We start from the raw sequence: 24,673 nt of genomic DNA on the forward strand, positions 1-24,673 counted from the left end.
TAAGAAGGCTCCTACTTTTGAAAGCGAGGGATTCAGGTGGCAGACCAATCCAATAGAAACAACAATCTGCAGCAGCAAGGAAGCAACAGCCAGTCCCGAAACAATTCAAACTACAAAGAGGAAACTTCCTCGGAGCCCTTTCTTCTGCCTTCACCGCAAGGTTCATCAAACCTGCAGGCGGGCACCGGTACTGGTTCCACTTACCCGGAGACGGCAGGTACTGGTTTAACTGGTATGACAACAGGCACGGGTTATACTGACATGAATGCAGGCACCGGCTCGACTTACTCGGAGTCTTCGCGTACTAGTTCTTCTGACATGAATGCAGGCACCGGCTCGACTTACTCTGAGTCCTCGCGCACTGGTTCTTCTGACATGAATGCAGGCACTGGCTCGACTTACTCGGAGTCCTCGCGTACCGGTTCTTCTGGCATGAGTGCAGGCACGGGCTCGACTTACACGAAGTCGTCAGGTTCTGGTTCAACTGACATGAATGCAGGTAAAGGTTCAACTTCGGGATATGGTTCATCAAACTTGCGTACAGGCACTGGTTCAACTACTGTTTCTTCTGGACAAAATGTCAGGGAGGAAACTGCCAGTGAGCTTGCTGCACCAGTTCCTGTAAGGCAGAAGAGAAATGAAAATCGCGGGCAGCAAAATAACGCCGGTGAAAACGCAGGTTCCTCGATGCTTGGGTACACTGCATTGGGATTAGCTATTTTGTCGCTGTTCATTTTGCCAGTTCTGCTGGGAGCAGTGGGGATAGTACTCGGTTTTCTTGCGATGCGCAAAGGGCAGTCAAAGATAGGCGGATGGGCAATCGGTATTGGCGCAGTTTCACTTATTATCGGGATGTTCATAACACCATTTTTCTGATACTTTCAGCCACAGGAGCAAAGAAAAGAGGCTGGCATTTCTGCCGGCCTCTTTTTAGTTGTTTAAGTCTAGCTCCAGCGCCTATCGCCTAGCAAACTTCAGGCCCCCTCCCTACGATAAGTCATCATCGAATCGCTTACGCTCTTCGTGATTCCTTTATCTCAGTCGAAGCCCCTCCATTTTGTACGGCGATGACCACTAAGGAAAGCTTCTAAGAATAATCATCGCAGGGACAGGCGTTCTTTGCCTGTCACGAAGGCGCTTGCGCTTTTGTATTTACTTAACCCCTTGTTCTTCAAGGGCTTTCTTTTCAAAATATTCCGCTGCAATGGCGTCAATTTCTTTCTTTAATTCCTCAACCATTGTTTCTTCAGGGACTTTCCGAACAATTTCCCCTTTCCTGAACAGGAGGCCTTCGCCTCTTGCTCCAGCGATACCGATATCGGCTTCGCGTGCCTCACCAGGACCGTTTACTGCACAGCCAAGAACAGAAACTTTGATAGGAGCTTTAATGTTTGAAATATATTCTTCAACTTCATTAGCAATACTGATTAGATCGATTTCAATACGTCCACAGGTTGGACAGGCTATTAATGTTGCCGAGTTGGCCGATAAACCAAATACCTTTAGCAGATCACGGGCAACTTTAATCTCCTGGACAGGATCTGCGCTTAAGGATATCCTCATTGTGTTGCCTATTCCCATATTAAGAAGGACACCAAGCCCGGCAGAGCTTTTGATGGTACCTGAGAACAGGGTTCCAGATTCGGTAATGCCAAGGTGTAGCGGGTAATCAAAGGCTCGTGCAGCTTTTTCATATGCCTCGATAGCAAGGTTGACATCCGATGCTTTCATGGAAACGATAATGTCGTGGAAATCAAGATCCTCAAGAATCTTAATATGATGAAGGGCGCTTTCGACCATTCCGTCTGCGGTTGGATAACCATATTTATCAAGAATCTTTTTCTCAAGGGAACCGGCATTGACTCCTATCCGGATCGGAATCCCTTTTTCCTTGGCTGCCTTAACAACAGCTTCCACTTTCTCGCGTCTGCCGATATTTCCAGGATTGATTCTAATCTTGTCGGCACCGCCTTCAATTGCTTTTAAGGCAAGCTTGTAATCAAAATGGATATCAACAACAAGTGGAATGTTGATTCTTTTCTTAATCTCAGGAATTGCCTCGGCAGCCCGCATATCGGGGCAGGCAACCCGGACGATTTGACAGCCGGCGTCCTCAAGTCTTTTGATTTCAGCCACCGTTGCTTCAACGTCATGGGTTTTGGTTGTAGTCATGCTCTGTATAATTATTTCGTTGTTGCCGCCAATGGTCAGGTTACCGACCCGGACCGGGCGGGTTTTAGTACGATGTATAAGTTCATTCACGTAAGGTCCGCTCCTTTGGGTACAATTTTAAATATATATGCAATAAGCAGTACTAAACTATTTTATCAGTACCCAGACAATCTTACAAGACGGAGGGACCGCTGAGAGGTTTTGCTTCCTTAGTTGGTATAACTAGGGAATAGATATGTTTTGCCAACCTGCATGGTTTTTGGTGAAGTTCCGGGGTTCAAGGCTTCGAAATCAGAAATAAGTTTGCTGACAGGAACCCCTGTATCTCCAGAGTTGAATTCCTCAACAATTGATAGCAGTGTTTGGCCTGGTTTTACTGTTGCTTTGAAGTAAGGCTGGGAAGGGGAACTTGTCTCTTCATTTACCTGAATTGGGACTGTTACAGCAGCTGGAAGGGTGCCCCTTGTTAAATCGACATATACAGAAATGAATAGGGCAAGGGAGAAAATGAAGGCTATGAATTTTTTCATTGGACAGGCCTCCTCCGGCAATTTGTATCATACTTATGCTGAAGAGACCTTTGGTAGAACCAACAATTATTTGAAAGCGCATCGTCCTAACAGGTGAAAAAGCCGTCCTGTGAAGTTCACAGGACGGCTTTTACATTATACAGGCTCCTTATTTGTCCCAGGCGTTTCATTAATCGCTAGATACAAAACAATGGCGGAAACAAACCAATTAATCATAATACCATTTGGAACAACAGTTTGAAGAGCTTCCATTATTGTAAAGAATATCGTGGAAAGTGTTACACTATAAGCAGCCATTCTCCACAATTGACTGAATGCAAGCTGCCTCCTCATAATGTTGCTGAACATAATACCGATACCTGCAAGGACTGTTATTTCAATAAACTTCATGGCAGAAGATACGAGCAGGATAAATGCAAAGACTATTGGCATAATTACGCCTTTAACACCATTCATGGAATTGAAGAAATCCAGGAAATCCTTTTTTGCAATCTCACTGCCTTCAAGCATGGTATATGGGTAGGATTGTGTTCTCCCGCCTGCTGATAGGGCGAATTCATTTTTTAGAAAACCGAAAGCATTGCCGTTTTCGGCAAGCTCATCTCCGTCCACGGAACCTGTTGGATCAAGTGTGATTGAAAATCCGTCTCTCTCTACAGTAATTGGCTTATCAGTTTCGGCCTCAAGAGTACCGTTTTTAATCGTAAAATCAGGAAGTTCCTCACTGGCAATTTGCTTTGCTGTTTCAATACCGCTCGTTATGGCATTATTAAAAAAGTAAAAGGTTGGCAAAATGGAGATCAATGTAAGCAGGAAAACATACAAAATCGTTTTACCCATTCCTTGCAAACGGAATGAAGCTATATCCTTGGGTGAATAGATACTTCTGTATAGTTGTTTAAAAACGTTCATCATTACACTCCCTAAAAAGTTTCAACCCTTTCATTTTATCCCTTCCGGATTGGCAGTACAAGTGTTTGAAATCAAAAGCAAAAACGTGGCAGATTAACAAATATGTTTAAGGGTATTTAAGAATTAGTAATAAATGATTTTCTTGGTTTGGAATTATGCTTTTAAAGGAGATAATTGTATGGAAACAGTAGTTTGGGGCATTGTCATTTTGTTATTTATTGTTGCTTTCGTTGGAATTGTATTTCCGGTTATTCCAAGTGTTTTATTTATCTTCGCTGGATTTCTAGCATACGGCTTTTTTGTTTCTTTTGAACCTTTTAATTGGTTCTTCTGGGTTGTCCAAGGCATGTTCACTTTACTCTTGTTTGGTGCGGATTATGCAGCCAATATTATAGGAATCAAAAAGTATGGGGGTTCGAAAGCAGCTGTGTGGGGCAGTACAATTGGTTTGCTGGTTGGGCCGTTTGTCATCCCATTCCTTGGAATACTTATCGGTCCCTTCATTGGAGCTGTTGCAGCAGAATTGATTGTTCACAGAAAAGGGCTGACTGAAAGTGCAAAAATAGGCTTTGGTTCTGTTGTTGGTTTCATTAGTGGAGCTGTAGCCAAAACAATCATTCAGGCTGCAATGGTTATCTATTTTCTTATTATGGTGCTTTAATTAGGTTATGTAAAAACGTTGTTGATTTCGCTTCAACCAACCATACGAAAATAATAAAACCGGCTCGGGTATAGGTAACCCCAGCCGGATTTATTATTTTTAGACAAGAAGACTCTTCCTTAAGATGGGGCTCAGTTTTAATTCAAGCCGCAAATTTCAAAACCGCAATTCTGGCAATCAACTTCCTGTCTTAAGTAAGTTAAGTCCTTTATTGTAAATTTCTGCTGATCATAGCCGATGACATCCATATCCCTTAATTCCTTTAGGCTCCGCTGGATGACTTCCCTGGTGCCATACGTCAAATTGGCGAGTTCCTGATGGGTAAGAGGGAGGTCAATTAATATGCCATCCTCGGTATCAACTCCATAGGAATTGGCCAACCGGATTAAGATAGAATAAAGGCCGCCTTTTTTGCCATTCATGATTAAATCCTGGCATTTCATTTGTGCTTTAAGATACCTCGTACTCATCCAAGAAACGAGGGCAGTCATCGCAAAAGGATCATTATTGATGAAATCCTCAAATTGTTCCCGCCTGATAACAAGCAATTCGCAGTCCGTTAGTGCTTTGGCAGAGAAGTGATAGTGGCAAGAAGGATTGAAGATTTGGTATTCCACAACAATTTCTTTCTGATTAAGAATTTTGAGGATGAATTCCTTACCTCTTAAATGGACCCTTCCGATGGCTACGCTGCCTTTCTGGATAATATAAATATTTTCGACAGGATCCCTTTCGCCAAAAAGCGCAGTACCCGCCTTGTATTTCTGCAGGGGTTCCTTACCACCAAAAAAATGAACAAGTAAATTATAGAGAGAATCTATATTTTCATACATGACCGCCACTCCTTATTTCTCCATATTTTGATTTAAAAAGATTATTACTATCATGTCAATGCTGTTTTTACAAAATATGGGATAAAAAACAAGAGACTATGACTTAAATCGTTGACAAACCTGAAGAAACCTGAAAATGACAAATTTCCGAATCTTAAATGAAACAACTTAGAAAGGCCGGTATGAAACTTCTTGGCAAAGGGAAAGGTATCATTGTTGTCAGGGAGCGTATTATTTGAATCCGACTGGTAACTCTGATAAGCTGTAACTGCAAAGCTTTAGAAATTTCTAACAATTTTTAAGGCCAAAATCGTTTACATAGGAGGAATAATTTATGGCATTTGAATTACCACAACTTCCTTATGGGTATGACGCTCTAGAGCCTCATATCGATAAAGAAACAATGAACATTCACCATACGAAGCACCATAACACATATGTTACAAACCTTAACAATGCACTTGAAGGAAATGAGGAACTTCTTTCCAAACCAGTGGAAGAAGTAATTGCAAATCTTGATGCAGTACCTGAAAGCTCCAGAACTGCTGTTCGAAACAACGGTGGCGGACATGCCAACCACAGCCTATTCTGGCAGGTCATTTCGCCAAATGGCGGCGGAGAGCCCACTGGCGAGCTTTCTGACGCTATTAACAGCAAATTTGGCAGTCTTGAAAACTTTAAAGAAGAATTTGCAAAAGCTGCTACAACTCGTTTTGGTTCCGGTTGGGCTTGGCTAGTTGTCAACAATGGAGAAATTGAAGTAACCAGCACACCAAACCAGGACTCCCCATTGATGGAAGGCAAGACTCCTATTCTTGGCCTGGATGTTTGGGAGCATGCATACTACCTCAAATATCAAAACCGACGCCCGGAATATATCAATTCCTTCTGGAATGTTGTTAATTGGGAAGAAGTAGGCAAGCGCTTCAGCTCAGCAAAATAATGAACTTGCAGGGAAAGGCAGAGAATATCTGCCTTTTTTCTTATTTTCTATAGTTGTTGTTTTTCCCTAGAGGATCCGGAATTTTTTCCTAAGATGTTCTCCAGGGGAACTCATTCAACGTCCTAATGGGGTAGGTCAATCAACCAACCTATTGAAGACCGTGCGCCTTATTTCTAACCCATCAGGGTAGTTAAGAACCTCCATTGGCGGCCATACACCTCTTTTTTTACATATCAAGGTAATCAAGATCCTCTATTGAAGACCCTGCCCTCTATTTTAAACGCGTCAGGTCGACAAGGACCTATATAAACGACTGTACCCACTTTTTCTTAACCAGCAGGGTGGTCAAGAACCTTTATAGACTAGCGACACCCTTCATTTCTGAACCAGCCTCCAAGGAAGAAGTTTATTCAAAACAACACAGCTAACCGTTTAAAGAAATCAAACAATTAATTAGGAATAGAAATGGGAGGGGTGATGAAAACTACCTTTATGAATAAAGGAGTTTTCATATGTTTAAAAAACTGAAGTTATTTGGAGATCTGGAAGTAACAAAGGACTTGAAGCTGCTGCTTATACTTGGCGGTCTATATTCATTGAGTGTCGCCCTCTCAAACACATTCGTAAATATTTATTTATGGAAGCAATCAGGGAATTTTGCTACGCTTTCCCTCTATAATTTATCAATTGTAATTCTTCAGCCGCTTACATTTATACTCGCTGGGAGATGGGCAAAAAAAGTTGACCGCGTGATTGTCTTGCGGATTGGGGTTATTTTCCTTGCTCTGTTTTATTTAGCGGTTCTGGCCACGGGTACGGGTGCATCCGAATTTCTCTTCCTGCTTGGCGGACTGCTTGGTATCGGTTATGGATTTTACTGGCTCGCATTCAATGTGCTTACCTTTGAAATTACTGAGCCGGAAACAAGAGACTTTTTTAATGGATTTCTTGGGATCCTATCGTCGGCGGGAGGAATGGTCGGTCCGATTGCCTCTGGTTTTATTATCACAAGGGTAGTTAATTTTAATGGATATATGATTGTATTTGGTCTTTCGCTAGCATTATTTTCCCTGGCTGTATTTCTAAGCTTTTTTTTGAAGCCCAGGCCTTCTTCTGGGAAATATTCAGTTGCAGATGTTTTTAAGGAACGGGGAAGGAATCGAAATTGGAAGCTGGTCACTAACGCCCATTTTTTCCAGGGGCTGAGGGAAGGAACGTTTGTATTTGTTATTTCAGTGTATGTCTTTCTCTCAACCGGAAGTGAACTTTCACTTGGAACGTTTGGACTGATTAACTCTGGTGTTTCTTTTCTTGCCTATTACTTTGCGTCAAGGTTAATAAAGAAGCAGCGAAGGAAAAAGGCCATCTTGCTTGGCGGCCTTATATTGTTCGCATCCGTTTTTCTCTTGGTGTATCAAGTCAATTTTCAAAAAATGCTGCTTTATGGAAGTATCATTGCTGTTGCTTATCCGATCTTGCTAGTCCCTTATGTGTCAATTACCTATGATGTGATTGGAAGAAGCAGGAATGCTGCGGAAATGAGAATTGAGTACATAGTCGTCCGCGAAGTATTTCTTAATATCGGAAGAATCGTATCAATACTCGTTTTTCTGGCCGGAATAACATTGTTTGATTGGCAAGAAAGCATTCCGATTCTGCTTGTCATCCTCGGGGCGGGGCATGCGTGCATCTATTTTTTTCTAAGAAAAGTCCATCTTTCTTCCCCTTAGGCCCCTGCATGCAGGGGTCTTTATTCTTATGGATGCCTAGTTTATGTCCTGCTTGAGACCTATTTAAAAATTGGTATATGGTTACTGATAGAAATTATTATTTTTATACCTTACAATAAAGGATAGTGAATTTTAAAAGGAAAGTGTGAGTACATGGTTTCGACGAAGAAAAGAAAGAAAAGGGCTCATGTTCCGTTTAGGCTCAATATATTATTTTTTGCAGTGTTTGTACTTTTTTCTTTATTGATTTTGAGATTAGGAATTGTTCAGATTGTATATGGCGATGATTTTAAGCGCGAGGTGGAACGTACGGAGGATGTTACCGTAAAAAATCCCGTTCCCAGGGGCAAGATGTTTGATCGTAATGGACAGGTCATTCTTGATAACGAGCCGCTGAATGCAATCACTTATACGAGATATCAGGGTACAACACAAGAAGAAATGCTTGAGGTTGCCGAAAAATTGGCAGGGATGATTGAAAAACCATACGATAAACTTCAGGAGCGGGATAAAAAGGACTTCTGGCTGCTGAAAAATGAGGAAGAAGCTAAAAAGTTAATTACTAAAAAAGAATGGGATGCTTATTACAATAAGGAAATTACCGATAAAAAGCTATATGATATGCAAGTCGAGCGTGTAACAGAGAAGCATATTAAAACCCTGACTCCAGCCGAACTTGAGGTTGCAGCAATTTGGCGCGAATTTAATGCTGGGTATGCCCAGACTCCGCAAATTGTAAAAAATGTAGACGTGTCGGATAAGGAATTCGCAGTTGTTAGTGAAAATCTTGAGGACTTGCCTGGAGTTGACACTACGACTGACTGGAAGCGTAAGTATGTATTTGGAGATACACTTAGAACCATTCTTGGAAATACTACATCTTCGGCAAAAGGCATACCAAGGGAACAGCTGGATTATTATTTATCGAGGGATTACAGCCTTAATGACCGGGTCGGGATCAGTTATATAGAAAAGCAATATGAAGAAGTACTCCAGGGACAGAAGGCAAAAGTAAAAAATAAAACGGACAAAGGCGGAAATGTTCTCGGGACAGAAGTCGTTTCTGAAGGCCAACGTGGCAAAGACCTTGTCCTTACCATTGATATGGAGCTGCAGCGTGAAGTTGAAAAAATTCTCGAAGAGGAACTTTGGGCAGCAAAGCGGAAACCTGGTTCAGCGCTTCTTGACAGGGGCTTTGTTGTCATGATGGACCCTCACACGGGTGATATTTTAACGATGGCAGGCAAGAAAATTGAAAAGGACCCTAAAACTGGCAAATATAAAATGGACGATTATGCCTATGGAACCTTTACTAGTTCATATAACGTAGGATCGACAGTTAAGGGGGCGACAGTTTATACTGGACTGCATGAAGGGGTTATTACGCCTTCAACAACTTTCTATGATACCCCGATGAATATAAAAGGGACTCCCAAAAAGTCATCCTGGAAAAGTGGTATTGGTTCTGTGAACGCTGCGAGCGCATTAGAGATTTCATCTAACGTGTATATGTTCCATGTGGCAATCAAGCTGGGTAAAGGAACTTATATTCCTAACCAGCCGCTGCCGCTTGACTTGAAGGCATTTAACACCTTTAGGGAAAACTTCAGCCAATTTGGCCTCGGTGTCAGGACTGGACTGGATTTGCCAAGTGAATCTGCTGGATTTGCAGGGCCAATCGAGGGAGGGAAGCTTCTTGACCTTGCAATTGGCCAGTATGATACGTATACCGCTATGCAATTAGCTCAATATGTTTCTACCGTTGCTAATGGGGGTACTAGAATTCAGCCTCATATTGTAAAAGAAATTCGCGAACCTGAAATGGAAAGTGACGAGCTCGGACCTATCATTCAGGAAATTCAGCCAAAGGTTTTGAACCGTATTGATAAAGGTGAAGAATACCTTGATGTTGTAAAGCAAGGTTTCTGGCGGGTTATGCATGGTTCAAGAGGGACTGCTCGAAGCATGTTTAATGATGCTCCTTATAACCCGGCAGGAAAGACCGGTACTGCCGAAGCATTTTATGATGGGTTTGAAAGAAAGAAATTCGGAAAGATTCCTCCAGAAGTTATGAATCTTAGCCTAATTGCTTTCGCACCATACGAAAAACCAGAAATAGCGATATCCGTACTCATTCCATGGGCTTACCAGGGAAGCGGTGACAGCTATAATAATATCATTGGTCGAAAGGCTCTCGATGCGTACTTTGAAATCAAGAAAAAGCGTGCATCAGGTGAATCCAATTCTGCTAATGACCAAGAGCAGACTCAGAATGGAACAGAAAACCAAACCGAATAGAATTAAAAAATACCGCCTTTACATTGGGCGGTATTTTTGTGTTCGTACATATTTATCCGGGTCTTTCGTAATGATTTCGGAAACAATGGGCAAACTTTTTTATAAGGATATAGGCTTAAATTTACAAAACCTTAACATTCGTTTAAAACGTCTTTAACAGTAAACCTGTAATCTAATATTCGTAGGGAAGATAAAAAAACCAAACACTTAGGGGGAACAAAACAGATGAAACGATTCAAGAAGCTCAGCCTGCTTGCAATGCTCGCAGCGGTAATGGTATTTACAGCTGCATGCGGAGGCGGAGATAAAGCAGAAGGCGGCAATGGAGAAGAATTAGAAGGCAGCGTCGTTATCGACGGATCAGGCACAGTATATCCATTCATGGCCAAAATGGCTGAAAATTATATGACCAACGAACAAGAAGGCGTTTCTGTAGAGGTCAGCCGCGCAGGTACTTCTGCTGGTTTCAAAAAGTTCCTTGCTGAAGATGGAACAGACTTTAACAATGCATCCCGTACCATTAAAGATGAAGAAAAAGCCGAAGCAGAAAAGCTAGGCATTGATGTACAAGAATTGAAAGTTGCTCTCGACGGTATCACAATCGTCATTAACAAAGAAAATGATTGGGCGAAAGAACTTACTCAACAGGAAGTTATTGATATCTTCACTGGTGCTAAAAATAAGAAAAACTGGTCTGATGTACGCGAAGGTTTCCCAAATGAACCAATCAAGACTTACGGACCCAATGAAAACCATGGAACATACGAATTCTTCTATGAGGAAATTTTGGGTGAGCAAGATCTTCCAGAAAATATCAACCTTCAGCAGGACTACTCAACATTGGTAGACCTTGTCTCAAAGGATAAGAATGCAATTGGCTTCTTCGGCTTCGGTTATTATGACAGCAACAAAGATAAGCTGGGTGCTGTTAATATCGACTTCGGTAACGGACCTGTTGAACCTTCCCTTGATACAATCAAGGAAGATGGAGCCTATGCACCGTTCACTCGCGCTGTATACACATACTTAAATGCTGATATGGCGAAAGAAAAGCCGCAAGTCCTGGATTACGCAATCTATATGATGGAAAATGCCCAGGATGTTGCAGCTAAAACTGGTTTTGCGCCACTTTCTGATGCAGACAAGCAGGCAGCGCTTGATGATCTGAATGCTCTAAAAAAATAATTTGATTTAGAATACCATCCATGCCCATGGAAGATGAGAAGCCTGGCCTTCTCATCTTTTGTGTGGTTTTAAGTTTACTTATATTTTTATAAGGAAACTATAAGGGTGAAAGGGGCTTTTATTATGGACAATTCTGGCAGCAAAAAGCTTAATATAAGCGGACTCATACAAGAGAAGAAAAAGTCCGCTAGCCTGGGAAGAGGAATAGAAAAACTTGTACCCAGCATCCTATTTGCAATCGCGGCTATCTCTGTTTTTACAACATTCGGAATAGTAATCACGCTTTTGTCGGAGACTTTATTATTCTTTAAAGACGTGCCGTTCATTGAATTCTTTACAGGTACGGTACTTAAGCCATTGGGTGATAATGCCCAGTTCGGTATTCTTCCATTATTAAATGGCACACTTATTTCTACTGCGATTGCTATGGTTGTAGCTATTCCAGTTGGTTTGATGACAGCAATTTTCCTGAGTGAATATGCGTCGGATAAAGTTAGGAGAATTCTAAAACCAATTCTCGAAGTATTGGCTGGGATACCAACAATCGTATATGGCTTCTTTGCTTTCACATTTGTTACCCCTTTATTGCGTTCGTTTATTCCGGGACTTGAGCCAACCAATATTTTGAGCCCTGGGCTTGTAATGGGCATCATGATTATCCCAATGGTTGCCTCCTTGTCCGAGGATGCAATGAGTGCTGTACCGAATGCAATGCGCGAAGGTGCGCTGGCACTAGGCGCGACGAAGCTGGAAGTTACCTGGAGGGTTGTTATACCTGCGGCAATTTCCGGGATCATTGCTTCCTTCGTATTAGGTATTTCACGTGCAATTGGTGAAACCATGATTGTTGCAATCGCAAGTGGAAGTTCCAAGAACTTCACTTTTGATATAACCCAATCCATGCAGACGATGACTGCTTATATAGTAGAAGTCAGTGGTGGTGAAGCTGCGGCAGGAACAACATTGTATTACAGCCTGTACGCAGTCGCCATGACACTATTCGTGTTTACATTAATCATGAACCTGATTGCACAATATATTTCACGTAAGTTCAGGGAGGAATACTAAAATGAAATATATTGATAAAAATCAGGTACAGAAGAAAATGGGATCAAGACTTATTGTAAACAATATTGCCAAAGCACTTTTCTTACTTGCTGCATTGTTCGGGATTGCTGTATTGGCTGTCCTGATATACCGGGTAATTCGCGACGGTATTGGATGGATAAATATGGATTTTCTGATGAACAAACTTTCCACTGATCCTGAAAGGGCAGGGATTATGGGAGCTATACTGGGAACTTTATGGCTCATGTTAATTGTAGCGCCAGTAACGATGATCCTTGGTGTCGGTACTGCGATATACCTTGAAGAATATGCAAAAAAAGGCAGACTGCAATCATTTATTCAAACGAATATTTCCAATCTGGCAGGTGTTCCGTCTGTTGTTTTCGGGATTCTTGGATTAACAGTTTTCGCCCGCTGGATGGATCTGGGCTCTGTTATACTAGCAGGAGGCCTAACCATGTCACTGCTTGTCCTTCCGGTGGTAGTTGTTTCAAGCCAGGAGGCCATACGTGCTGTCCCACAATTTTTACGTGAAGCGTCATACGGGATGGGAGCGACAAAATGGCAAACGATTAAAAATGTTGTATTGCCGACTTCAATTCCAGGGATCCTGACAGGGGTTATCCTGGCATTATCAAGAGCGATTGGTGAAACAGCCCCGCTTGTTGTTCTGGGAATCCCGGCGCTATTAATTCCGTTCCCTGACAACATTCTGGATAAATTCACGATTTTGCCTGTTCAAATATACTACTGGACTGTTGACTCGGCCCTTGTTGCCGAATATGCAAATCTTGCTGCGGCAACAATTATCATCTTGTTGCTTGTCCTGTTCATTATGAACTCCGTAGCAGTTTTAATCAGAAATAAATTTCAAAAAAGATATTAAGACGGGAGGCCAATTTCGATGGGGACTACAACAGGAAAAATCAATTTGAAGCCAGAGCGGCAGAACGATACAAAGAGTGCCGATACTACAAAAAAGGCAGTTTATGAAACAAATGATTTCAATTTATGGTATGGTGAAGGCCATGCGTTAAAAAATATTAATTTGAATATAAATGAGAATGAAGTAACGGCTATTATCGGCCCATCCGGCTGCGGAAAATCAACATACATCAAAGCTCTCAACAGGATGGTTGAGCTTGTTCCTGGGGTCAGGACATCCGGGGAAATTCTTTATAGGGGTAAAGATATCCATGATAAGGGTTTCGAGGTTGAAGACCTGAGGACACGCGTCGGTATGGTATTCCAAAAGCCGAATCCATTTCCTAAATCAATTTATGAAAATATTGCTTACGGTCCGAAAATCCATGGTATCAAAAACAAAAAAGTGTTGGATGAGATTGTTGAGCAAAGCTTGCGTGGCGCAGCGATTTGGGATGAAGTTAAAGACAGACTTAATCAGAATGCATACGGATTATCCGGTGGCCAGCAGCAGAGAATTTGTATTGCCCGCTGTCTTGCAATCGAACCAGATGTAATCCTTATGGACGAGCCGACCTCAGCCCTTGACCCTATCTCAACCCTAAAGGTTGAGGAACTAGTTCAAGAATTGAAACAAAATTACAGTATTATTATCGTTACGCATAATATGCAGCAAGCAGCAAGGATTTCAGATAAAACGGCATTTTTCCTTAATGGTGAGGTTGTTGAATTTGCGGAAACAAATAAAATCTTCTCAAACCCATCAGATCAGCGGACAGAAGATTATATTTCAGGTAGGTTTGGTTAAGCAACATTAGCATATAATTTAATGTGGGTAGCAAGCTTCACTGCACTTTACCAGGAAAAATAATGGGGTGACGAAAGTGGTAACAAGGACAAATTTTGATAATAACTTGAATCAGTTAAAGGAAATGCTAATGGAAATGGTTCGGCTTGCAACTGACGCGGTCAGAGAGTCAACCGAGGCGTTAGTTGCTCAGGACCTCGATAAAGCACATAAAATCATAGAAGGCGATAACCGGATTGATGAGCTTGAGTCTAAAATAAATGAATTAGCAGTTCTGTTGATTGCAACTGAATCTCCAGTTGCAACCGACCTCAGAAAAATCATCGCATCCTTGAAGATTTCCTCTGAGGTCGAACGGATTGCTGACAATGCAGTAAATATCGCAAAGGCGGCTCTCCATATCGGAAAAGAAAAACACATTAAAGAAATTGTAGATATTCCAAGGATGATGGAGCTCGTTATAGAGATGCTTGAGTGTTCCTTAAAATCATTTTATGAGAGTGACACAGTCCTTGCGAGGGAATGTGCTAAAAAGGATGATCAAGTTGATGAATTATATGGACAACTGGTTAAGGAATTATTGAGCTATATTCCCCAAAACCCGGCAGCAACAAATCAAATCCAGCAGCTCGCGTTTACGTGCCGCTATATCGAAAGAATTGGCGACCACTCAACCAATATAGCCGAGCAAGTTATTTATCTAGTAACAGGCAAAACGTACGATCTTAATACTTAATCAGAAAGCATGGTGCCAGCTAAGTTTGGCACCATGCTTTTTTGTAGATAAGGAAATTGTAGATTTCGCAAAAGAGGATACCTTTTTTATTAGTATCTACGTCTAGCTCTAGCGCCTATCGCCTAGCAAACTTCAGGCCTCCTCCCTACGATAAGTCATCATCGAATCGCTTACGCTCTTCGTGATTCCTTTATCTCAGTCGAAGTCCCTCCATTTTTGTACGGCGATGACCAAGGCGCTTGCACTTTTGTTCTCATTGTCCTTTTTTTATGCTGACTGTGTCGAATCTCCTCTAAAAAATCGGCTGAAATTTTGTAAATAAATTTTTTTCCGCGAGTTGGAAAAGGTATGGCGAGGCCAGGCGGATTCCGACAATTTGCGTTTATTGTACAAGGATAGCGGAGGTGCTACGATTATTTAAGAAAAGGCGGCATATTCTTTGACCCGTCGAATATACATAAAAGTTACCATAAAGGCGGTTGGACAATGATAAAGATAAAAAAGGGAATTATCGGGGAGCCAAGCATTCCTTACAATACGCCCAGGGAGAAAGCGATGGCTGTAGGGACTGGAATATGGCTAAATGGAAAGGTACTGTGGAATTTTGATAACAAAGAGACAATCATGTATGAGGAACAAGTGACTATGAGAGTAACAGAGGAAAAGCCTCATTCCAAAGTCAGTTTGCTTTCCTATCATGTTATTAATCATAGTTCAAAGGAAAAACAACTAAAACTTCTTTCAATGAACTATTTAAAAACAATCCGCCGTGATCACTTTGCCTTCATATCTCCTGCCGATGATACAAGCTTCCACCTTGCAGGCGATCAAATGTTCATGATTAATGGACAAACAGAAACAGGAGGCAAATGGGAGAGTACCATAGTGCCTTCTTGGATTATGAATTCCGAACAAATCTGGGCGTCTCTTGAAAAAGGAATATTGAAATATCAGCCTACTGCAAAAGGAAATCCAGCCACGCTCCTTTCAGCAAGCTTTGGCATTCCTGCAGGGATGACGGCGTTAGTAAGGACATGGACCATTGCAGGAAGTGATAAAAATGAGTTGGTTAACCTAAATAACGTCCTTTTAAAAAACAGACTAGCATTCCCGATAAAAAAGTGATATTATAGAAAAGTCGTATGAACGAATAAGCTTTAGTGTTTGGAGGGAAAAAAATGCGCGTGAATATTACGTTGGCTTGCACAGAATGTGGTGAGCGTAACTATATTTCCAAAAAAAATAAACGAAACAATCCTGATCGTCTTGAGCTGAAAAAATATTGCTCTAGAGAGAAGCGCACAACAGTACATCGTGAAACAAAATAAGCAGTAGGGCTTCCTGCTGCTTTTTTTGTTGTCTGAAAAAGTTTCAAGGAGGGTTATAATGGAAGAAAAACGCAAATTGAGACAAACTATACTTAGGGAACTTAAACAAATACCTGAAGAAGAACATACCCAGCTATCAGATCAAATAGCCGAAACCTTATACATACAGCCAGAATGGAAAAGGGCTTCTGTAATAGGAATAACTATTTCCCGCCCCCCTGAAATTAATACATACACAATCATTGAACATGCATGGTCGGAGGGCAAAAGGGTAGCTGTACCTAAATGTATCCCTGCCACCAAAGAAATGGAATTCCGTTATATTACTAGGTTTGAACAGCTCGAAAGTGTTTACTACGGATTGCAAGAACCAATTAGGGATAAAACAAAACTGGCCGAGCCTAGTGAACTTGGGCTGCTGATTGTCCCTGGCCTTGCTTTTACGAAAGAAGGCTTTCGACTAGGATTTGGCGGAGGGTATTATGACCGTTTTCTTTCCAGCAATTCCGGAGAGACGATAAGCCTCGCAACAAACAGACAAATTCTCGTAAATCTTCCGGTAGAGCCTCATGACAAACCGGTATCTAAAATCATTACCGAACAAGGGGTTATATTCCCATGATGTTAGGGAAGTTTATAAGTATCTTAATGATATTCCTTGCAACTGTTGCGGGGTGGTATCTCAGGGCGCTGACTTTATCAGGGGCGGTAGCTGCAATTTTTTGCGCATGGGCCATTTTGGCTGGAAACGGAATAGAGGGACTGATTCTTCTCGGTGTATTCTTCGTTACCTCAAGTTTATGGTCAAAGTATAAAAGTAAAGCAAAAGCAGCACTTGAAGAAAAATTGGCGAAAGGGTCGAGAAGGGACTGGAAGCAGGTGGCAGCTAATGGCGGCCCTGCAGCTCTTTGCAGTCTGGCCTTCCTCGCTACGGGAAATGAAATATGGATTATTTGTTTTGCTACTGCGATTGCGAGCGCAAATTCCGATACATGGGCATCTGAAATTGGCTCATTAAGCAGGAAAGAGCCCTTTAACATACTTACATTCAGGCGCGCGGAACGTGGGACCTCGGGGGCCGTCAGTTTTATGGGGACAATGGCCGGAGTGGCTGGATCGGCACTGATTGCCCTCCTGTCAGTATATCTTTTGAACCTTCAGCCCGGCACTGGTGTATTGATTTTTATCTTTGGTTTTGTTGGAAATGTTATTGATACATTGCTTGGGGCATATGCCCAGGCTTTGTATAGATGCCAAAATTGCGGTATTGAGACAGAAAAGGGATTTCATTGTGGGCAGAGGACAAGAAAACTTAAGGGACTCAAGTTCTTGGATAATGACCTGGTTAATTTCTTGTCTGGTTTTCTGGCTGTCACCGGGACATTCATCTGGCATGTTTTTTAAGCAAAACATGGTGCTTTTACATTGAACATAACATTCAAGGGAGGATGAAATATGGGACGCGTAAATAGGGTTGTATTAATCGGTACAGGCTTTGTAGGCTCGAGCTATGCTTTTGCAATGGTTAATCAAGGTGTTACAGAAGAACTTGTATTGATTGACCTGAACAAGGAAAAATCAGAAGGCGACGCGATGGATTTAAATCATGGTCTTCCGTTTGCCCCATCGCGTACAAAAATTTGGTTCGGAGATTATTCGGAATGCAAAGATGCTGACTTGGTCGTCATATCTGCTGGCGCAAACCAAAAACCAGGTGAGACCAGGCTTGATCTAGTTGAAAAAAACACGAAAATTTTTAAAGGAATTGTTGATAGTGTAATGGGAAGCGGTTTTGATGGAATTTTCCTGGTCGCAACAAACCCAGTTGATATCTTATCCTATGCTGTATGGAAGTTTTCAGGTCTTCCAAAAGAAAGAGTCATAGGATCGGGGACCATTCTCGATACTGCTCGTTTTAGATTTTTACTTGGAGATTATTTTGATGTTGATACTCGGAATGTCCATGCCTATATTATTGGTGAGCATGGTGATACTGAGCTTCCAGTATGGAGCAATGCAAATATCGCTAATAAAAGTATTGCGGAATGGGTAAAGAAGAAACCAGACTTTAAAAAAGAGGATTTAGAAAATATATTTCTTAATGTACGAGATGCGGCGTACCATATTATTGAAAGAAAAGGTGCCACTTATTATGGGATTGCCATGGGCCTTGTAAGGCTGACTAAAGCAATCCTTGGAGACGAAAACTCTGTATTGACCGTTTCCTGTTATCTCGATGGAGAATATGGTCATAACGATATATATATCGGTGTTCCTGCGATTGTTAATAGAAATGGCATAAAAGAAATTTTAGAAGTGGAATTGAGCGAAGAGGAAAAAGATAAGTTTGCTCATTCGGTAAGTGTTCTTAAAAAGACACTTGAACCAGTCCTCAAACATTAAAACAAACCTTCGTTAACCGAGTAAGGGCCGAGGCTGAGTCGCCTCGAAAAACATTGGTAACCAATCGGCCTTAAGCGTGATTATCGTAAAGTATAGTTCCTTCTTCCTCAAGGTAAACTAGGGATGGAGGGATTATCATGAAAAAAAGCGTTTCATCTTTAATGATTGCTGGGACTGCGGGTTATTTTCTTTATCGTAACCGTTACAGAGTTATGAATGCAGTGCTTGGTACGGGTTGGGTAAGAAAAGCTGCAGTCAGAACCTTTATGGGAATGCCCGGTATGAGGGATAAAATGATGAATACTGTATTTGGAGGGCCGACCCGTTAATTACGGGGCGGCTTTTCTTTTATTCTTGTCATGAATGAAGAGGGCGGAGATTGGATTGACTCCTTCATATTCAGTATAATAGTGAAGATAAAGACTTTTTGCATTTCATACTACAAATTATACTAAAGAATTTCAGAGGCGTATTTTATTGATTGGACCGGAAGGCACGAAGACTCCTACGGGAGACAAGGCCAGTGGGAGACCCCGCAGGAGCAAAGCGACGAGGAGGCTCCCAGGCCGCCCGTGGAAAGCGAAGTGCCTGGAGGGGAAATCACAGAATCTATATAGGTTTAAGAAAGCAGGGGAACTTCTTGTACAATAAGGAAGATTATCTTTTTTGGAATCTTGCCGAATCATTCATAATCGGCTCAGGTTATAGAATTGTAAAATTGTTTCCAAATCAACAGGAACTGTGGCTTGAAAAAAAAGAAAATAATAAAGCTCCAATTATCCGTTTGCTCCGTTACAATTTGGATTGGGGAAATTGGATGGAACGGGATATCCAGCTGACTGCTTCAACCGGCGATAAAATTAGGAAACAAATGAATAAACGAAGGCTTGGAGTTGTTAATATTTATGTAAGCGAGCTCCCGCCAGTTGATGAGTATAAACATTTATTAGACAAGCCTGTTGTTTTGAAAAGCACTTTTTCAGAAACCTCAGTTCATACGATTCTGTTTGCCGATGGATTGTATCAGGAGGCTCAAAAGGATTTAGCAGTATTGTCTGGCATTGATTCCATTTCTCTTAATCAGAGGGATGATGCTGAGCCGGAAGACCTTGAGTCATTGAAGGAACGCACGCTTGGGCATGCGAGGGAGGCAAACAGGGAAGAACAGGCTCTGTTTAGGGCCGGAAAGCCGATATTTACATACGTTTTTATGGCCCTGCAAATTATGATTTTCATTTTGCTTGAATTATCTGGAGGCAGTACAAATCCTTCGACGTTAATTCAATTCGGTGCAAAGTTTAATCCGCTTATTCTTCAGGGAGAGTGGTGGCGATTCTTTGCCCCTATTTTCCTTCATATTGGGTTTCTTCATTTGGCTATGAATACACTGGGACTTTATTTTGTCGGGACTGCTGTAGAAAAAATACTTGGGAGCACGAGGTTTATTTTTGTGTATCTTGTTGCTGGATTTGGCGGTTCTTTGGCTAGCTTCCTGTTCAGCCATGATTTATCGGCAGGTGCGAGTGGTGCGATTTTTGGCCTGCTCGGCGCTCTTCTTTACTTTGGAATCACTTTTCCAAGCCTGTTTTTACGAACAATGGGCCCTACTGTTTTCTTTATTATTATCTTCAACCTTGCATTCGGCTTTTCAGTGTCGATGGTTGATAATGCAGGCCACCTTGGCGGCTTGGCTGGCGGTTTCTTGGCGGCTGGGATTGTTCACTTTCCGAAAAAAAAGAAGCTGCTTCTCCAATTTGGTTTTCTTCTATTAACGTTGTTGACAATAGGCTCAGGTCTTTTTTATGGATACAATACAGATTTGAGTTCCAAGGATGAACAATCACTAGTAATGCTTGCAGAGGAATACATATCAAAAGAAAATTATGATGATGCATATAACCTTTTAAAGGAATTTGAGGCGAAAAACAAAGTAACTGAAAGAACGTACTTTTTACTTTCTTTTACAGAAATAAAAAAAGAAATGCTTCCTGAGGCAAAAAGGCATCTAAAACAGGCGATCAATTTGGATGAAGATTTTCATGAAGCCCACTATAATCTCGCACTTGTATATTTGGAGGAAGGGAATCTTGAAGAAGCCCGTAAGCATGCGGCACAGGCAGCAGAAATTAAACCCGACCAGCAAGAATATCAAAACTTGGTAATAGAACTTGACAACCTGCCTTGACCAGGATAAAGGAACTTTAATCTATTGGCTGTTGAGGCTAAAAGGAAAGACAAGTATACTTGTTGAGAAAAGCAAATGGACCAGAGGAGAAGGAAAAAGTGAAGACAGTTTACGATATTCAGCAATTCTTAAAGAGATATGGCACCATTATATACCTCGGAGAACGCCTGGCCGATTTGGAAATGATGGAAGATGAACTAAGCGAAATGTATAATTCCCAGTTAATCGAAAGAAATGAGTTCCAAAATGCACTCATGCTTTTGAGGCATGAGATACAGATGGAGAAAGAAAAAAAACAATTAAAAAAAGGTGACAGCAAATGACAGAGAAATGGCTAGCAGGTGTTGACCTTGGCGGGACAACAACAAAATTGGCTTTTATTACAGTATACGGTGAGATACTGCATAAGTGGGAGATACCAACCGATAATTCGAATGAGGGTAAAAATATCCTCGTAAACATAGCTAAAGCAATTGATGAAAAGCTTGAGGCACTTGGCCGGCGTAAGGATAAACTAGCGGGTGTAGGCATGGGCGCCCCGGGACCGGTTAACTATGAAACTGGAGTCCTTTACAACGCAGTTAACCTTGGGTTAAGGGATAACTATCCATTACAGGATATACTTGAAATGGAAACAACACTTACAGCAGCGATTGATAATGATGCTAACTGCGCTGCAATAGGGGAGATGTGGAAGGGCGCCGGGGAGGGTGCGAAAGACCTGGTATGTGTGACACTTGGAACAGGCGTTGGCGGCGGTGTAATAGCGAATGGACAAATAGTCCAGGGAGCTAGTGGAGCAGCCGGGGAATTAGGTCATATTACATCAATAGCGGTTGGCGGAGCCAATTGCAATTGTGGAAAAACAGGCTGCCTCGAGACAATTGCATCGGCAACGGGGATTGTAAGGTTAGGAATGAAGGCATTGGAGCAAAGCCAAACCGGAGCGATGGCCGATGTTTTTAAATCCAAAGGCTCAATTAGCGCGAAAGATGTATTTGACAGTGCGCGAAATGGTGACTCTTCGGCGCTTGCTGTTATAGAAGAAGTTTCTTTCCATTTAGGATTTGCCCTCGCGAATATTGCAAATACCCTAAATCCAGAAAAGATTGTTCTTGGCGGTGGAGTCTCCAGAGCTGGAGAAATACTGACAGGGAAGGTCCAGCAGCATTTTGAACAGTTTGCTTTTCCTAGGGTTCGTGAATCAACAAAAATTGATTTGGCTACCCTGGGGAACGACGCAGGTGTCATTGGAGCAGCATGGCTGGCAAAGAATAAATTATCAATCTAAATTTCTTTATCCAACTTCTTGCAGCAAACAAATAAGAGTGGAATTATTTTCTCTAATAAAAGCTTCGCCAAACTGGGCCCTTTGAGGGTCCTTTTTATTTTTTGGTTCTGCCATATCTTTTTTTCTGATCCATGCACATACATTTTTAAAAGGACTTGGATTTTACCGGTTAGAAAAGGAGAGATCGGATGAAGATATACCTGGAACCTCATGATACACTACATGATATTAGCCGTATTTTTGATATTCCTTTGGAGATACTCGAGGATTCAATTCCACAAAATAGAGAGAAGTGCTCATTGGAAAAAGATTTTATGGAAATTCCCGGACTTTTTACCCTTCCATACCGTGTGAGAAAAGGGGATAATCTAGAGAAACTTGAACGTATCTGGCGAATGCCAGCAGGCGCAATCGAACGGGCGAATCGCCTGAACGAACAAGGGAAATTAAAAGCTGGTCAATTGATATGGCGCCCTTACCGAATAGTATCTCCCATTTTAGTATGTAAAATGGACTATAACTCCCTTGTGCTTGAGCGTGATGTTGGGTTTTTAAAAAAAGCCTATCCATTTATACGATTTCAGGTAATTGGCAGAAGCGCTCTTGGCAAACCTATCTATGAACTTCTGATTGGCCGGGGAAAGCGGAGAATACATTTTAACGCTTCCTTCCATGCGAATGAATGGATTACTACAGGAATTCTTATGGACCTTGTAAACAGCTATTCCATTGGATTAACAAATCGCTCCCATATCCACCATTCCAGCCTGCTCCGCTCATATAATGAAATTGAGCTATCTATTGTACCAATGGTTAACCCGGATGGTGTTGATCTGGTCTTGCTCGATCCCCCATTAAATTGCAAAGATAATGTAGTAAGTATGAACAAAGGCAAAACCGATTTTTCAGGGTGGAAGGCGAATATTAGAGGAATAGACCTTAATAATCAATTTCCGGCACATTGGGAAATTGAAAAGGAGCGAAAGGAGCCAAAGTCACCGTCTGCCCGCGATTATCCAGGTGTATTACCCCTTTCCGAGCCGGAAGCAAAAGCCATGGCAGAATTAACGATAAAAAGGAAATTTGATATGGTTATCGCATTCCATTCCCAGGGGGAGGAGTTTTACTGGGGGTATAACAATAGAGAGCCTGCTGAGGCAGGAGAAATTGCCACACTCATTGCTGAGGCAAGCGGCTACCGGCCAGTCCGGACCATTGACAGCCATGCAGGGTTTAAGGATTGGTTTATTCAGGAATTTCAAAAGCCGGGATTTACTATTGAGCTGGGAAAAGGAATAAATCCTCTGCCCCTTTCCCAATATGACAGCATTCTTCATTCTGTTTCCGGGCTGTTTTTTTCTCTTTTGGAGGTTAGGAAAAATTAGATAAACTGCATAATTATTGAAACAATTTTGCTTGATAAACGTCTACTATATTATTGATAAATAAAGGGGGATAAGGAATGGAATTAGGCAGATACATACCTACTCATATGCAAGCCTCTAAAATGATGATCATTTTCCTAATATTCCTTTTTCTCTCTGGATGCACCGAACCTAAAGCTTCGAAGACTCTGCCTCCATCGCATAATGATTCTCAAGAAGAACATGATCAGGGCAAGACGGGGACTGCTGATTGGGTGGTTCCAATTAACGTTCCGGAAGGGGAGTTTTTCAAAGTATTTGGCTGGTTAGGGGACTCGGATATACTATATGCCTCCAATTTGGCATCCGGATCCAATCTGTATTCTTATTCATTGGAAACTGGTGTCAGCAAGTTAATTCTTTCTAGCAAAGCCCCTATAGTAACTGCGGCTGTGAATCCTGATTTAAGCCGAATTCTTGTCCATACTTCCCCTTCGTCGTTCGAAGCCATTGTTACCGTTTATGATTTGGGAGGAAATGAATTGGTAAGCCAGTCATTCCCATCAGCGGAATTACACGCGGAATGGAATATGTATGATGAAAATGTTGCTTTAATTGTGGCTTTCAACGAGGATTGGACGTATAACAGCTTCAGGATGGACACAAATGATCATATAGTTGAGGAAATTGAATTGCCAGATCCATTTGCTAAATGGGTAGGCAAAGAAAGTATTGCTTACCTGAAATGGAATCAAGATGCTCCGGCGCTTTTTGCTCCGCTGGAAATCATGGAGTCTGGCGGCGAAATAACCGCCAGTATGGACGAACAAATTTACCATATTGAGACATATAAGGATTTGATTGTGGCTGTAAGCCGGGATGCTCAGGATGAGACTAAAGCTTTGTATACCTTTTTTTCGCAACAGCTTAAGGCTCTGGGAACGTTTACTGTACCTCATTTAACAAGATTCTCTGACTGGCTTGTTCCGTATCAGGACTACAGTCTGGCAGCGGGGAGGTTTATGGTATTTGAACCTGTCAGAAGCGGTGAAGCAGATGCTTATACTGAAGGTTTTACGCTTGCTTCCTACGAAATCGGTGGAAGCAGGGAGGTTCTAATTGAGGGACTGGACAATCAGCCAATAGTTGCCTCTCCCAATGGCAGGGTTATCTTATATGGATATAGGTATGAGAGGATCATAGACCCTGAATCAAAGAATATTATCAACCTTATTGAAGAATTCGATTCAAATTAAAAGGCTGCCATCGCGATTGCGAGGCAGCCTTTTTACTATTTGGAAA

General features: G+C 41.8%; 25 protein-coding genes. 21 read left to right on the plus strand and 4 right to left on the minus strand.

All coding sequences use genetic code 11. The features are described from left to right. Positions 1–36: 36 nt before the first annotated feature. The gene (locus tag AM500_RS09110) at positions 37–876 is read left to right on the plus strand and encodes a hypothetical protein (RefSeq protein ID WP_053598932.1); all 840 of its coding nucleotides are present in this window, start codon (positions 37–39) and stop codon (positions 874–876) included. A gap of 276 nt (positions 877–1,152) precedes the next feature. Here the strand turns inward: AM500_RS09110 and ispG are convergent, their stop codons facing one another. The 3 genes from ispG to AM500_RS09125 form a co-directional block, all read right to left on the minus strand. Next, positions 1,153–2,262: a flavodoxin-dependent (E)-4-hydroxy-3-methylbut-2-enyl-diphosphate synthase gene (ispG, locus tag AM500_RS09115; RefSeq protein ID WP_053598933.1), complete on the minus strand. Its 1,110-nt coding sequence runs from the start codon at positions 2,260–2,262 to the stop codon at positions 1,153–1,155. A 119-nt stretch (positions 2,263–2,381) separates the two neighbouring features. Then, positions 2,382–2,702, minus strand: a complete 321-nt coding sequence (locus AM500_RS09120) for a LysM peptidoglycan-binding domain-containing protein (protein ID WP_053598934.1) — start codon at positions 2,700–2,702, stop codon at positions 2,382–2,384. Positions 2,703–2,837: 135 nt separating this feature from the next. Beyond that, positions 2,838–3,617 (minus strand): DUF1189 domain-containing protein, encoded by a 780-nt coding sequence (locus AM500_RS09125; protein WP_231688129.1) that lies wholly within the window; start codon positions 3,615–3,617, stop codon positions 2,838–2,840. A gap of 175 nt (positions 3,618–3,792) precedes the next feature. Between AM500_RS09125 and AM500_RS09130 the strand changes: the two genes are divergently transcribed. Continuing rightward, positions 3,793–4,275, plus strand: coding sequence for a DUF456 domain-containing protein (locus AM500_RS09130; protein ID WP_053598936.1), 483 nt, complete (start codon positions 3,793–3,795; stop codon positions 4,273–4,275). A gap of 137 nt (positions 4,276–4,412) precedes the next feature. On the opposite strand, the gene AM500_RS09135 is transcribed toward AM500_RS09130, so the two are convergent. Next, positions 4,413–5,108 carry a Crp/Fnr family transcriptional regulator gene (locus AM500_RS09135; protein WP_053598937.1) on the minus strand — a complete coding sequence of 232 codons (696 nt, stop codon included), beginning with the start codon at positions 5,106–5,108 and terminating at the stop codon, positions 4,413–4,415. A gap of 334 nt (positions 5,109–5,442) precedes the next feature. Between AM500_RS09135 and AM500_RS09140 the strand changes: the two genes are divergently transcribed. From AM500_RS09140 to AM500_RS09230, 19 genes are all read left to right on the plus strand, one after another. Continuing rightward, positions 5,443–6,051, plus strand: a complete 609-nt coding sequence (locus AM500_RS09140) for a superoxide dismutase (RefSeq protein ID WP_053598938.1) — start codon at positions 5,443–5,445, stop codon at positions 6,049–6,051. Positions 6,052–6,563: 512 nt separating this feature from the next. Then, positions 6,564–7,781, plus strand: coding sequence for an MFS transporter (locus AM500_RS09145; RefSeq protein WP_053598939.1), 1,218 nt, complete (start codon positions 6,564–6,566; stop codon positions 7,779–7,781). 153 nt (positions 7,782–7,934) lie between these two features. Beyond that, positions 7,935–10,079 carry a peptidoglycan D,D-transpeptidase FtsI family protein gene (locus AM500_RS09150; protein ID WP_053598940.1) on the plus strand — a complete coding sequence of 715 codons (2,145 nt, stop codon included), beginning with the start codon at positions 7,935–7,937 and terminating at the stop codon, positions 10,077–10,079. Positions 10,080–10,304: 225 nt separating this feature from the next. Continuing rightward, positions 10,305–11,264, plus strand: a complete 960-nt coding sequence (locus AM500_RS09155) for a PstS family phosphate ABC transporter substrate-binding protein (protein WP_053598941.1) — start codon at positions 10,305–10,307, stop codon at positions 11,262–11,264. A 123-nt stretch (positions 11,265–11,387) separates the two neighbouring features. Beyond that, a complete protein-coding gene (gene pstC / locus AM500_RS09160; protein WP_053598942.1) occupies positions 11,388–12,332 on the plus strand; it encodes a phosphate ABC transporter permease subunit PstC in 945 nt (314 codons plus the stop codon). A gap of 1 nt (position 12,333) precedes the next feature. Beyond that, positions 12,334–13,218, plus strand: coding sequence for a phosphate ABC transporter permease PstA (pstA, locus tag AM500_RS09165; RefSeq protein ID WP_053598943.1), 885 nt, complete (start codon positions 12,334–12,336; stop codon positions 13,216–13,218). A gap of 18 nt (positions 13,219–13,236) precedes the next feature. Continuing rightward, positions 13,237–14,064 carry a phosphate ABC transporter ATP-binding protein PstB gene (gene pstB, locus AM500_RS09170; RefSeq protein ID WP_053598944.1) on the plus strand — a complete coding sequence of 276 codons (828 nt, stop codon included), beginning with the start codon at positions 13,237–13,239 and terminating at the stop codon, positions 14,062–14,064. A gap of 76 nt (positions 14,065–14,140) precedes the next feature. After that, positions 14,141–14,800 (plus strand): phosphate signaling complex protein PhoU, encoded by a 660-nt coding sequence (phoU, locus tag AM500_RS09175; RefSeq protein ID WP_053598945.1) that lies wholly within the window; start codon positions 14,141–14,143, stop codon positions 14,798–14,800. 486 nt (positions 14,801–15,286) lie between these two features. Beyond that, a complete protein-coding gene (locus tag AM500_RS09180; protein ID WP_053598946.1) occupies positions 15,287–15,925 on the plus strand; it encodes a hypothetical protein in 639 nt (212 codons plus the stop codon). A 53-nt stretch (positions 15,926–15,978) separates the two neighbouring features. Then, a complete protein-coding gene (gene rpmG, locus AM500_RS24945; RefSeq protein ID WP_066196146.1) occupies positions 15,979–16,128 on the plus strand; it encodes a 50S ribosomal protein L33 in 150 nt (49 codons plus the stop codon). Between the two features lie 55 nt (positions 16,129–16,183). Then, positions 16,184–16,750 (plus strand): 5-formyltetrahydrofolate cyclo-ligase, encoded by a 567-nt coding sequence (locus AM500_RS09185; RefSeq protein ID WP_197282698.1) that lies wholly within the window; start codon positions 16,184–16,186, stop codon positions 16,748–16,750. Then, positions 16,747–17,532, plus strand: a complete 786-nt coding sequence (locus AM500_RS09190) for a DUF92 domain-containing protein (protein WP_231688130.1) — start codon at positions 16,747–16,749, stop codon at positions 17,530–17,532. The genes AM500_RS09185 and AM500_RS09190 overlap by 4 nt, the downstream gene beginning before the upstream one ends. 51 nt (positions 17,533–17,583) lie before the next feature. Continuing rightward, complete coding sequence (locus tag AM500_RS09195; RefSeq protein ID WP_053598948.1) at positions 17,584–18,531, plus strand: L-lactate dehydrogenase; 948 nt, start codon at positions 17,584–17,586, stop codon at positions 18,529–18,531. A gap of 137 nt (positions 18,532–18,668) precedes the next feature. Continuing rightward, complete coding sequence (locus tag AM500_RS09200) at positions 18,669–18,860, plus strand: hypothetical protein (RefSeq protein ID WP_053598949.1); 192 nt, start codon at positions 18,669–18,671, stop codon at positions 18,858–18,860. 311 nt (positions 18,861–19,171) lie between these two features. After that, positions 19,172–20,716, plus strand: a complete 1,545-nt coding sequence (locus AM500_RS09205; RefSeq protein WP_053601671.1) for a rhomboid family intramembrane serine protease — start codon at positions 19,172–19,174, stop codon at positions 20,714–20,716. A gap of 98 nt (positions 20,717–20,814) precedes the next feature. Continuing rightward, entirely contained in the window at positions 20,815–21,039 is a 225-nt protein-coding gene (locus tag AM500_RS09210) for a YqgQ family protein (protein ID WP_053601672.1), read from the plus strand. Then, positions 21,036–22,007, plus strand: a complete 972-nt coding sequence (locus tag AM500_RS09215) for an ROK family glucokinase (RefSeq protein ID WP_053598950.1) — start codon at positions 21,036–21,038, stop codon at positions 22,005–22,007. The genes AM500_RS09210 and AM500_RS09215 overlap by 4 nt, the downstream gene beginning before the upstream one ends. A 188-nt stretch (positions 22,008–22,195) precedes the next feature. Then, a complete protein-coding gene (locus AM500_RS09225; RefSeq protein ID WP_053598952.1) occupies positions 22,196–23,392 on the plus strand; it encodes a M14 family metallopeptidase in 1,197 nt (398 codons plus the stop codon). 77 nt (positions 23,393–23,469) lie between these two features. Continuing rightward, the gene (locus tag AM500_RS09230; protein WP_053598953.1) at positions 23,470–24,627 is read left to right on the plus strand and encodes a YqgU-like beta propeller domain-containing protein; all 1,158 of its coding nucleotides are present in this window, start codon (positions 23,470–23,472) and stop codon (positions 24,625–24,627) included. Positions 24,628–24,673 lie beyond the last annotated feature (46 nt).

The sequence above is a fragment of the Bacillus sp. FJAT-18017 genome (assembly GCF_001278805.1).
In the GTDB taxonomy this organism is placed as follows: Bacteria; Bacillota; Bacilli; order Bacillales; family Cytobacillaceae; genus Bacillus_D.

Bases quoted from the DNA above. Each gene is read 5' to 3' on its own strand.
- pstB (WP_053598944.1), top strand. From the start codon at position 13,237: ATGGGGACTACAACAGGAAAAATCAATTTGAAGCCAGAGCGGCAGAAC.
- AM500_RS09135 (WP_053598937.1), bottom strand. From the start codon at position 5,108: ATGTATGAAAATATAGATTCTCTCTATAATTTACTTGTTCATTTTTTT.
- AM500_RS09190 (WP_231688130.1), top strand. From the start codon at position 16,747: ATGATGTTAGGGAAGTTTATAAGTATCTTAATGATATTCCTTGCAACT.
- AM500_RS09230 (WP_053598953.1), top strand. From the start codon at position 23,470: ATGGAATTAGGCAGATACATACCTACTCATATGCAAGCCTCTAAAATG.
- AM500_RS09145 (WP_053598939.1), top strand. From the start codon at position 6,564: ATGTTTAAAAAACTGAAGTTATTTGGAGATCTGGAAGTAACAAAGGAC.
- AM500_RS09150 (WP_053598940.1), top strand. From the start codon at position 7,935: ATGGTTTCGACGAAGAAAAGAAAGAAAAGGGCTCATGTTCCGTTTAGG.
- AM500_RS09155 (WP_053598941.1), top strand. From the start codon at position 10,305: ATGAAACGATTCAAGAAGCTCAGCCTGCTTGCAATGCTCGCAGCGGTA.
- AM500_RS09195 (WP_053598948.1), top strand. From the start codon at position 17,584: ATGGGACGCGTAAATAGGGTTGTATTAATCGGTACAGGCTTTGTAGGC.
- AM500_RS09180 (WP_053598946.1), top strand. From the start codon at position 15,287: ATGATAAAGATAAAAAAGGGAATTATCGGGGAGCCAAGCATTCCTTAC.
- rpmG (WP_066196146.1), top strand. From the start codon at position 15,979: ATGCGCGTGAATATTACGTTGGCTTGCACAGAATGTGGTGAGCGTAAC.
- AM500_RS09215 (WP_053598950.1), top strand. From the start codon at position 21,036: ATGACAGAGAAATGGCTAGCAGGTGTTGACCTTGGCGGGACAACAACA.
- AM500_RS09140 (WP_053598938.1), top strand. From the start codon at position 5,443: ATGGCATTTGAATTACCACAACTTCCTTATGGGTATGACGCTCTAGAG.
- AM500_RS09200 (WP_053598949.1), top strand. From the start codon at position 18,669: ATGAAAAAAAGCGTTTCATCTTTAATGATTGCTGGGACTGCGGGTTAT.
- AM500_RS09225 (WP_053598952.1), top strand. From the start codon at position 22,196: ATGAAGATATACCTGGAACCTCATGATACACTACATGATATTAGCCGT.
- AM500_RS09130 (WP_053598936.1), top strand. From the start codon at position 3,793: ATGGAAACAGTAGTTTGGGGCATTGTCATTTTGTTATTTATTGTTGCT.
- pstA (WP_053598943.1), top strand. From the start codon at position 12,334: ATGAAATATATTGATAAAAATCAGGTACAGAAGAAAATGGGATCAAGA.
- pstC (WP_053598942.1), top strand. From the start codon at position 11,388: ATGGACAATTCTGGCAGCAAAAAGCTTAATATAAGCGGACTCATACAA.
- AM500_RS09120 (WP_053598934.1), bottom strand. From the start codon at position 2,702: ATGAAAAAATTCATAGCCTTCATTTTCTCCCTTGCCCTATTCATTTCT.
- AM500_RS09125 (WP_231688129.1), bottom strand. From the start codon at position 3,617: ATGATGAACGTTTTTAAACAACTATACAGAAGTATCTATTCACCCAAG.